This is a genomic window from Pseudomonas sp. S150 (assembly GCF_004526365.1).
In the GTDB taxonomy this organism is placed as follows: Bacteria; Pseudomonadota; Gammaproteobacteria; order Pseudomonadales; family Pseudomonadaceae; genus Aquipseudomonas; species Aquipseudomonas putida_A.
The window spans coordinates 3,216,231-3,225,599 of record NZ_CP038207.1 but is presented as its reverse complement, the minus strand read 5'-3'; the positions used below and the strand labels follow the sequence as shown (position 1 = coordinate 3,225,599).

The 9,369-nt window shown below is 63.7% G+C and carries 3 protein-coding genes; 2 read left to right on the top strand and 1 reads right to left on the bottom strand.

All coding sequences use genetic code 11. The features are described from left to right. Positions 1-181 precede the first annotated feature (181 nt). Positions 182-6,595 (bottom strand): non-ribosomal peptide synthetase, encoded by a 6,414-nt coding sequence (locus E3Z29_RS14765; protein ID WP_134786121.1) that lies wholly within the window; start codon positions 6,593-6,595, stop codon positions 182-184. A 488-nt stretch (positions 6,596-7,083) separates the two neighbouring features. Here E3Z29_RS14765 and E3Z29_RS14760 point away from each other — a divergent pair, with 488 nt between their 5' ends. After that, a complete protein-coding gene (locus tag E3Z29_RS14760) occupies positions 7,084-7,878 on the top strand; it encodes a helix-turn-helix transcriptional regulator (RefSeq protein ID WP_134786120.1) in 795 nt (264 codons plus the stop codon). A gap of 84 nt (positions 7,879-7,962) precedes the next feature. Further along, positions 7,963-9,369 carry an efflux transporter outer membrane subunit gene (locus E3Z29_RS14755; protein WP_305955814.1) on the top strand — a complete coding sequence of 469 codons (1,407 nt, stop codon included), beginning with the start codon at positions 7,963-7,965 and terminating at the stop codon, positions 9,367-9,369.

Below are 9,369 nucleotides of genomic sequence, written 5' to 3'. Positions count from 1 at the left end.
GGGATAACCTGCTGTAAATACGAGAAAAAGGAGCGCGCAGCCGCGAGTCCGTGCCTGCTGTGCGCAGCCTGGAAAAACTAAAACATCGGGGCTTGCGGGGCTGACATGGGAAGCGGGGACAAGCCACAGGCTCGGCCGCCGCAATCCCCCACAGGGTTTGGTTTACACAATCAATTCCGGGCTAGAGCCGGCGTTTGCGGGTGAGGCTCGGGATGGTGGTTTGCGGGATCAACACTTGCTGCGCCTCGGGCGTGGTGCTGAGCGCCAGTGCCGCCAGCGTCGGCTGGCTGAACAGCGCCCGGGCGTCGGTGTGCAAACCGCTCTGACGCATGCGCGCCACCAGACTCACCGCCAGCAACGAATGCCCGCCGAGTTCGAAGAAGTTGTCATGGCGACCGACCTGTTCGACGCCAAGCACTTCGCTCCAGATCTGCGCCAGCGCGGTTTCGACTTCACCCTCGGGTGCCACGTATGGGCGATTGATGACTGCGTCGGCTCCCGGCTCCGGCAAGGCTTTGCGATCGATCTTGTCGTTTGGTGTCAGCGGCAAAGCGTCGAGCCGCACAAACGCGCCGGGCACCATGTACTCCGGCAAACGCTCCAGCACATGGCTGCGCAAGGTTTCCAACGATGGCGCGTCGATGCCGGCGCGCAAGCTGTACCAGGCCACCAGACGCTCATCGCGGACCATCACTACCGCTTGGCGAATCGCCGGATGTTCGATCAACCGCGCCTCGATTTCTCCCGGCTCCAGACGCAAGCCCCGCAGCTTGATCTGGAAGTCATTGCGGCCGAGGAATTCCAGTTCCCCATGATTGTTGTAGCGCGCCAGATCGCCAGTGCGGTACAGGCGATCCCCCGGCACAAACGGGCTGTCGATGAAGCGCTCGGCCTGCATCTCCGGCAAGCCGTGATAACCACGCGCCACACCGACGCCGCCGATATGCAACTCTCCGCTGACGCCTTGCGGCACCGGTTGACCATACGCATCAAGCACGTACAGGCGGGTGTTGCTCAAGGCTGTGCCGATCGGCACCACGTTGTCCGGCACCGGCATTTCCGGGTCCAGCGTCCAGCCCGTGCTGTCCACCGTGGTTTCAGTCGGCCCGTAAACGTTATGCAACCGCACCCACGGCAGGCGATCGCGCACCTGGCGCGCCAGCGCTGCACTGAGTTCGCCGCCACCGTTGAGCACATCGGTCAGGCTGGTGCACTGTTCGACACCGTCCTGCTCAATGAACTGCTGCAGTAACGCAGGAACGAATTTGACTACGGTGACCTGATGCTCGCGAATGGTCTGCACCACATAAGCCGAATCGCGGTTGCCATCCGGTCGCGCCAGTACCAGACGCATCCCCGAACACAGCGGCCAGAAGATCTCCCACACCGAACTGTCGAAGCTGAACGGCGCTTTTTGCAGCAGCGCACCGTGTTCGGTCGGCGGACTGAGCTGCGAGCCCCAATGCACCATGTTGCAGGCACTGCGATGCTCGATCATCACCCCTTTGGGCAACCCGGTGGAGCCCGAGGTGTAGATCATGTAAGCGAGGTTCGAAGCGCTCAGGCCCGGCACCTGCAGATTGTCTGACGGCTGCGGCTCCCAACTGCCGTGATCCAGATTGATCAGCGTCACACCCGGCTCGCCGAGCAATTGCCGCGTGGCGTCATGCACCAGCAGTGCGACCGGCGCGCTGTCCTGCAACATGTAGTTCAGACGCTCCAGCGGATAGTCCGGATCCAGCGGCACATAGGCGCCGCCGGCCTTGAGGATGCCGAGCAAACCAACGATCAGATCCAGTCCGCGCTCGACGCAGATTGCTACGCGCGAGTCCGGTTGCACGCCGAGTTCACGCAGGTGATGGGCCAGACGATTGGCGCGCTGATTGAGCTCAAGGTAAGTCAGGGTTCCCTGCGCGGATTGCAGCGCGATGGCGTCCGGCTTACGCCGCACCTGTGCTTCGAACAACGCGTGCAGTGGCTGGTCCAGCGGACAATCGACCTCGGTGGCGTTGAACGTGATCAGCAAACGTTGCAACTCCTCGGCTTGCAGGATCGGCAAGCGGTTCAACAGTTGTTGCGGAGTCTGCTCCAAGGCCTGTACCAGGCCGCTCAACGCGGTTTGCATGTAGCCGCAAATCCGCTGCGCGCCGATCTGCGCCACGGCCCTGCCGGTCAGGCGCAAGCCGTTGCCAAAATCATCCACGCTCATGGTCAGCGGGTAATTGGTGCGCTCCTCGTTGGCCAGGGTTTCGATGCCTTTCCAGGCATGGCTGGACGGCTCCAGCAGTTCGGACTCGTCACTGTGCCGATAATTGAGCAGCGCGCTGAACAACGGTGACGGCGAGGCGACGCCGCTGCAGCGCTGGGCCAGTGCCAGCGACGCGTGCTCATGCCCGAGCAGCGCGGTCAGCCGCGCATGGGTGGCGCGCACGGCGTCGAGCACTCCGGCATCGACATCGATGCGCAACGGCAAGCTGTTGATGAACACGCCCAAGGCCCGGTCAGCGCCCTCGCCGCCTTGCATGCGCCCCATCAGCACCGTGCCGAACACCACACGCTGCTGGCCGGATGTCGCCGCCAGCACCCGTGCCCACGCCAGATGAATCAGACTCGCCACGCTGACTCCGGCCTGTCGTGCTTGGGTGCGCAAGCGCTGATAGACGTCAGCCGGCAACGCCTGCTGCGCTTCGTCGATGTCGCGTCCGTCGCCCTGCACTTCCTGCAGGCCGAATGGCAGGGTCGGCTCATCAATGTCCGCCAGTTGCGCGCGGAAAAACGCCTCGTGTTCCTGCTCGCTGACGCCCAGCCGCGTCTGCGCCACGTAATTGCGATACGGCACGGGCGGCGCCAGCGCCACGACCTGCCCCGACAGACTGGCCCGCATTTCGCTGCGCATCACTTCAAGAGCGATGTGATCCATGGCCAAGTGATGGAACAGCAGAATTCCCACCACCCGATCCAGCGCCGGATCACGGGCATACACCAGGCGCATCAGCGGCGCCTGGCTAACGTCGAGGCGATAACGCCGGGCACTGAAGCGCTGGTGCAACTGGTCGATGATCGGGCCGTCGGCCGGGTCCAGCTCGACCTCCTGCAACGGCAGAATTGCCGCGCGCCACACCACCTGCACCGGGGTGTTCAGGCCTTCCCAGAGCACCGAAGTGCGCAGAATGTCGTGGCGCGCCATGACCTCGCGCAGTGCAGCGGCGAAAGCCTCGACGCGCTCAAGACTGTCGAACGCCAGTTGCGATTGCAGCAGGTACGGATCGCCCTGCTCAGCGGTGATGTGGTGGTAGAGAATGCCTTCCTGCAGCGGTGCCAACGGATAAATATCCTGCACGTTAGCCGCGCCGCCCGGCACCGTGGCGACGATCCGTTCGATGTCCGCCTGCTGCAGTTGCACCAGCGGCAGCATTGCCGGAGTGATATGGGTGCAATCGGCGGCGATGCGGTTGGCCGGCACTTCGATCTCCCGACCGCTGCCGACCGAAGCCGCCAGCGCCGCCAGGGTCGGCTGACTGAACAGCACGCGCACGTCGCTGCTCAGATCGAGCTGACGCATGCGCTCGATCAGAATCACCGCCAGCAACGAATGCCCGCCGAGTTCGAAGAAGTGATCGTGACGCCCGACCCGCTCGACTTGCAGGACTTCGGCCCAGATCTGCGCCAGGGCGATTTCGACCTCACCCTGCGGCGCCTCGTATTCGCGGCGGATCAGATCATCCGGCCCGGGCGCCGGCAGTGCCTTTCGATCGACCTTGCCGTTGGCGGTCAGCGGCAGCGCCGACAGACGCACATAGGCGCTCGGCAGCATGGCGCTGCTCAGGCGAGTTTTCAGCTGCGCGTGCAGCTCATTGATGTCCAGCGGCGCCTGCTCGGTGAACCACGCCAGCAATTGCCCGTCGCGCGCCAGCACCACCGCTTCGCGCACCGCTGGATGGCTGGCGAGTGCGCTCTCGATCTCCCCCGGCTCGATCCGGATGCCACGGATTTTCACCTGATCATCGTTGCGCCCCAGGTACTCCAGATTGCCGTCGGCGCGCCAGCGCGCGAGGTCGCCGGTGCGGTACAGGCGCGCGCCCGGTTCAGCACTGAACGGATCACGCAGGAAGCGTTCGGCGCTCAGCTCTGCGCGGTTCAGGTAACCGCGCGCCACCCCGGCCCCGCCGACGTACAACTCGCCCGTCACGCCCAGCGGCACCGGTTGCTGCTGCTCGTCGAGCAGATACACCGTGGCGTTGCTCACCGGTTTGCCGATGTGCAGCGCCTGCCCGGCGTCGATGCGCCCCGAGGTCGCCACCACGGTGGCTTCGGTCGGGCCGTAGTTGTTGATCACTTCGAACGATGGCTGACGCGGGAACTGGCGCAGGCGATCGCCACCGATCAGCAGCGTGCGCAACGTCGGGTGATCGAGCTGGCGGCTGAACGCGTATTCGGCGATTGGCGTCGGCAAGAAGCTCACGTCCAGCGGCTGCGCACGCCACCAGTCGAGCAGCGCATCGATGTCTTCGCTGCCCTCGCTGGCCGGCGCCAGGTGCAGGGTCGCGCCCACGCACAGCGCCGGCCAGACTTCCCAGGCCATCGCATCGAAACCGAAACCGGCCAGGCTTGAGGTATGGCTGCCGGCATGCAGGTCGAAGACATCAGCGTGCCAATCGACCAGATTGCACAGGGTGCGGTGCTCGACCATCACCCCCTTGGGCAGGCCGGTGGAGCCGGAGGTGTAAATCACATAAGCGAGGTTGGCCGGGGTCAGCCCCGGCACCTTCGGCGCGCCGACATGTTCGGCGGGCCAGCTCGGCTGATCCAGTTCGATCACCGGCACCGACAACGCCGGCAAATGCCCGCGTAGCGCGCGCTGGGTCAGCACCGCGATGGGCGCGCTGTCCTCCAGCAGGTAGCTCAGGCGCTCGGCTGGATGCGTCGGATCCAGCGGCACATAAGCGGCGCCAGCCTTGAGGATCGCCAACAGCCCGACCAGTGTGTCGAGGCCGCGCCGGGCAACGATCGCCACCCGGTCATCCGGGCGCACCCCGAGATCGAGCAGATGATGAGCCAGCGCGTTGGCGCGCTGATTGAGCTCGGCATAGGTCAGGCCTTGCCCTTGCTCAACCGCCGACAGCGCCTGCGGCCGTAGCGTCGCCTGCGCTTCGACACGCTGCTGAATGGTCGTCGGGGCCGGGTAGTCCACCCGCGTGGCATTCCACTGTTGCAGCAGCGCGGTTTCTTCCGGCGTGCTCAGATCGAAATCCGTCACCGCCAGGTTCACCGCTTCCAGCCCCTGCTCCAGAATCAGCAGCCAGCGTTCAGCCAGTGCCTGGACTTCATCGGCGTTGAAATACGCCTCGCTGTAGATCAGGTACAGCCGCGCGTCGTCATTGGCCAGATTGCTCAGCAAGTGCACCGCCAGCGGTGTGGCCTCTTCGACGTTCGAGGCCTTGATGATCCGTCCCGACGCCTCGCCGTAGCGATAATCGTGAGTGCCCTGCTCGTAGGAAACAGTGACTTCGAACAGCTGCGAGCGCTCCTCCCGCAGCAGGCCGAGGGCGCGGTTCATCTCACTCACGGGGAAGCGCTGATGGCGGAAATCCTTGCGCAGTTCCTCACGGATCGCTCTGACCAGTTCAGCGAACGTGCAGTGGCGACCGAAGCCCATGCGCACCGCACTGACCTGGGCGAACAGCCCAAGCGTGGATTTGAAGCGCGCGCCGGAGCGGTTGAGAATCGGCAATCCAACCACCCATTCGTCACGTTGTGCGGTGCGGCTGAAGTAGACATGCAGCGCCGCCAGCAACACATGGAACGCCGACGCGCCGAACGCTCGGGCCACCTGCTGCATGCGCTCGTGCAGCAACGCCGGCAAGGGCTGCGCGTAGACCTGCGTCTGAGCGGTCTGGCCGGCCAGACTCTGCTGATGCCGTGGCAGCAACAGCGGCTCGGGCAATTGTCGGTACTTGTCCAGCCAGTAGGCGCGATCCTGCGCATAACGCGGCGACGCTTGATAGCGCGCATTGTCCTCGATGAAGTCGATGTACGACGGCGCCGCGACCGGTGTCGGTTGGCCGTGCGCCAGCGCGTTGTAGATCTCGTCCAGCGACTTGAACATTTCGCCGAAGCCCCAGCCATCGACGATCAAGTGATGCGCCTGCACGGACAGCCAGTGTCGCTGGTCATCGAGGCGGATCCACAGAAAGCGCAACAGGCAGCCGCCGTCCAGCACAAAGGGTTGATCGATGCGTGCTTGCACCAATGCCCGCGCCGCCGATTCCGGGTCGCTGTGCGCCGACACATCGTCGATCGGCATCGGCACCGCTACTGACCGGGCGAACTGCTGCAAAGGCAGGCCATCGGCGCCGGCGCCCGGCAGTAGAATCGTGCGCAGCGCGTCATGCCGGGCTACCAGTGCTTCCAGCGCAGCCTGCATCCGCGCCGGATCCAGCGGCCCGCTGAGGTCCAGGTAGCCGCCGATGTTGTACAGCGGCGAATCCCCGCGACTCAGCTGATCCAGCCAGATATCCAGCTGCGCAGCGGTCAGCGGATACGTCTGGAGCGATGCGGACGGCGTGGCCACCGCAGGGGCAGAAATAGGCGGCATAAGATCCTTCTCATGTGATTTTGCGCCTATTCAAGCATCGGCCCCGATGCCGACATGACACGTAAAACCCGGACAACCCCGCCCCGGGGGCTGGCCTGTCAGCGCTTGTAGCCCCTGATTGGGTGGGAACCCACTAAAAGTTCGGAGAGGAAACACTGAAAATCCTGTAGGAAAAATGCCACACACCAGCGCTGCCATCGACCTGCGTTGTGACCTCAAAAAAACGCCACTGCCCCGGTTTTCAAGGTCTTGCCGTGACCAAACAGTCACGCGATGCGCAACACCTGTCGCAAACGGCGTCAGAAGCCCGGCGCCAACTTTCAGAAATGATGGCACTTTGTGTCCCTGTTTTCCCCTACAGACGTAGGACAAATCCATAGGCTTAAATCCCGCCCCAGATCAGTTTCAAGGAGAGACGATTGCGTGGGCGGCTTTTGCATAAACAGCGGACGACTCGGTGATGACTCGAAACCAGGGATGACAAGGATATGAATCTGACCGGCAGCATTCGCAACATGGAAAACCCGCATTTCTACTGGCAACTGGGGGAACTGATTGCCAGCACCGGCGACGATCATTTCGCCAGCAACCTGTTCCAGTTGGTCGACACCCTGGTGCCGGTCAATCGCGTCGATCTCAGTGAGTGGACGCTGGACGAACGTCAGGCCAGCGTGGTCGAGATCAAGGCGCTGGGCAGCGCCGGACTGCCGCAGACCTTCCCGCCACCGGACCCGTTGAAAAGTCCGGACGATCATCCGTTGTTGCAGAAGATGATCGAGATGAATGATTCCCTGCTGATTCAACTCAAAGCGTCGCTCCAGCCGCAACATCCGCAGCACAGCGTGCACCAGTGCAATCTGGTGTCCCGCACCTCTAATCGCCGCTGTGTCATCTCGTTCTACCGACCGCATACGCAACGAGGGTTTTCCTTGCCGGAGCTGTCGTTTCTTAAAAGCCTGTCCGACACGCTGTTGCCGCTGATCGAACGGCACGCGCAGCTCAGTCGGCAGATTGTCGCCAAACAGCCGCGCCTGCCCTTGGCCGATCTGGAGCAGGCGCGGTTGCAGCAGGTGTTCGACGAACGCCTGGCGCTGGGTGGCATCGTGCTGTCGGCGCGGGAAAAGGAAGTCTGCCTAGGTCTGCTGACCGGCGGTACCGTGCCGCAACTGGCCGAGAAGCTGCGGGTCAAGAGCAGTTCGGTCGAGACCTACCTCAAACGGGCGACCGCCAAACTGGGGGTCAGCGGACGGCACGGTCTGGCGCGCTGGATGGCTGGGGCATAACCGCGCGGCCGTGGTTCAACGGTGTTTGATGATGGTGTGGGGACGCAGTGCCCGGCACGTGTTTTTTCTGCATGAGAGCGTTCGATGCTGCGCATTTCCCTGCTGTCCCTCGCCGCCCTGCTGGCCGGTTGTTCGTTGATTCCCGAGTACCAGCGCCCTGCCTCACCGAGCGCGGCGCAGTATCCGCAAGGCGCGGTTTACCCGGCACCGAAACCCGCCGCAGCGCGCAATGAAGACTGGCGCACGCTGTTCAACGACCCGGCGCTGCAACAGTTGATTGAAAGCGCGCTGGTGAACAATCGCGACCTGCGGGTCGCGGCGCTGAACGTCGAGGCGTTCCAGGCGCAGTATCGGATCCAGCGCGCCGATCTGCTGCCGGCGGTATCGGCCAATGCCAGCGAGTCGCGCCAGCGCATGCCGCCCAGCGTGACCCGCAGCAAAGCCATGATCAATTCGACCTATGCGGTGAATCTGGGCGTCAGTGCCTATGAACTGGATTTTTTCGGCCGAGTGCGCAGCCTCAGCGAGCAGGCGCTGCAAACCTGGCTGGCGACCGAACAGGCGCGGCGCAGTGCCGAGCTGAGTCTGGTGGCCAACGTCGCCAATGCCTACCTGACCTGGCGCGCCGATCAAGAGTTGCTCGAACTGACGCGCCAGACCCTGGCCGCCGATCAGCAAAGTCTGCGCCTGACCACGCGCAACCGTGAGGCCGGCAAGTCTTCGGCGCTGGAACAGGCGCAGGCGCAAACCAGCGTCGACAGTTCGCGAGCCAATCTGGCGCGATACAAACGTCAGGTGGCGCAGGATCTCAACAGCCTGACACTGCTGGTTGGCGCGCCAGTCCCCGAGCAACTGCCGGCGCAACCACTGGCCAACGATCTGGTTCAGCAATTGCCGGCCGGGTTGCCGTCGGACCTCCTGCAACGGGGCCCGGACATTCTCCAGGCCGAGTACAAACTGAAAGCGGCCAACGCCAACATCGGTGCAGCGCGCGCGGCGTTTTTCCCCAGTGTCAGCCTGACCGCCAGCGCCGGCACCTCCAGCCGCGATCTGTCCGGCCTGTTCAGCGCCGGCTCCGGGGCATGGACGTTCCAGCCGCAAATCAACTTGCCGATTTTCAACGCCGGCAGCCTGCGCGCGAGTCTGGATTATTCGAAATTGCAGAAAGACGTCGCGGTCGCCGAATACGAGAAATCGATTCAAACCGCGTTTCAGGAAGTTGCCGACGGCCTGGCAGCGCGCAGCACTTATCAGCAGCAATTGCAGGCACAGCGCGATCTGGTGCAGGCCACTCAGGACTACTACAACCTGGCGCAACACCGTTACCAGAATGGCGTCGACAGCAGCCTGACGTTTCTTGATGCACAGCGTTCGCTGTTCAGTTCACAGCAGGGGCTGATCACTGATCGTCTTGCGCAGCTGGTTGCCGAGGTCAACCTGTACACCGCGCTGGGCGGCGGCTGGCAGGCCAATGAGGCCCGGGTTCAGTAG